General features: G+C 66.6%; 1 protein-coding gene. It reads right to left on the reverse strand.

Annotation, left to right across the window (positions count from 1 at the left end):
• Window positions 1–229 precede the first annotated feature (229 nt).
• On the reverse strand, window positions 230–844 hold the full coding sequence (locus CG471_RS29830; protein ID WP_099234666.1) for an energy transducer TonB: 615 nt from the start codon (window positions 842–844) through the stop codon (window positions 230–232).
• Window positions 845–1,094 lie beyond the last annotated feature (250 nt).

Consider the following 1,094-nt stretch of genomic DNA (forward strand, 5'->3'; position numbering starts at 1 on the left):
GAGGGGCGAGGGGCCGGTCATAGGGACATGTCTCTGGCTTGGATATTGCGACTGATTAGCAGGATGAGGCGGCGCTGGAAACAGGGTGGCAATATTTTGGACGGATCACCTGTCCCTCTCCAAGTTCCGGTAGGCGGCTGGTCGCCGCCAACCTCCACTATCCTCTCCCCAAAGGGGCGAGGATTTTTTGCATTGGGGGGGGCTCCGAAGCGGAGGGGGCGTCGGCCCTCTATCGATCTGTGAACCGAACCCAGGATTTTACCTCGGTTTCCCTTGGTCGGCCCTGGTCGTCGAGCGCCGGCAGATAGCGCTGGCCCATCGCCACGAGGCAGGCGGTGTCGTCATATCGGCGCGTGCCGGATGATCGAGTGATGCGACAGGATCGGGGGCGGCCGGTGGCGTCGAGCCGGACGGTATAATCGCTTTGCAGCGCGGTTGCTGCCTTGTCCGGGTCGCTTGCGATCGGCGCCTTGCCGTCGAGGGCGATCGGCGTGGCGCCGCCCATGTCGCCCTGGAAAGTCGATGGTGCCTGCTCCCAGAACAGGCGGACGACCGGGATCGTCCCATCCAGGCCGTTTCTGTCCTTCACCGCTGCCATCCAGCCCATCTTCATCATGGCGAGCCGGCAGCTTGCCACGGCGATGGCGGGGCCGCCGGTGATGGCCGAGGGGGTGCAATCCAGCTGGTCGCTGTTGGGGCGGCGCGTGATGCGGACGGTGGCGGCACCGGTCGATGCGGGCGGCAGGGCGACGAGTGCATAATCCTGGGTCGTGGGCAGGACGAGGGGCGTGGCGACCGGCCCGCTGGCCTGGGCGAGTATGAGCAGGATCGGTGCGAGGGGCATGGGCGCAGATTTGATCGCCGCCCGGCTTTTGTAAAGGGCGGGGCCCCTCTCCAAGTTTCGGTAGGCGGCTGGCGCCGCTTTCCAGCTTTTGGCAGGCGGCTGGCGCCGCGGGCCTTCCCTATCCTCTCCCCCAAGGGGCGAGGATTTTTTGCATAGGGGGATGTTCGGATGAAATGGTTCGGGATGAAGGCGGCGGCGGGAGAAGCCGGGCGGCCGGTGCTGGCGCGGGCCTGGGGATCGGGGGCGGTGG

Source organism: Sphingobium sp. IP1 (genome assembly GCF_002708645.1).
GTDB lineage: Bacteria > Pseudomonadota > Alphaproteobacteria > Sphingomonadales > Sphingomonadaceae > Sphingobium > Sphingobium yanoikuyae.

Excerpts from the sequence above, each read along its gene's own strand:
- CG471_RS29830 (WP_099234666.1), bottom strand. The coding sequence starts at position 844 with ATGCCCCTCGCACCGATCCTGCTCATACTCGCCCAGGCCAGCGGGCCG.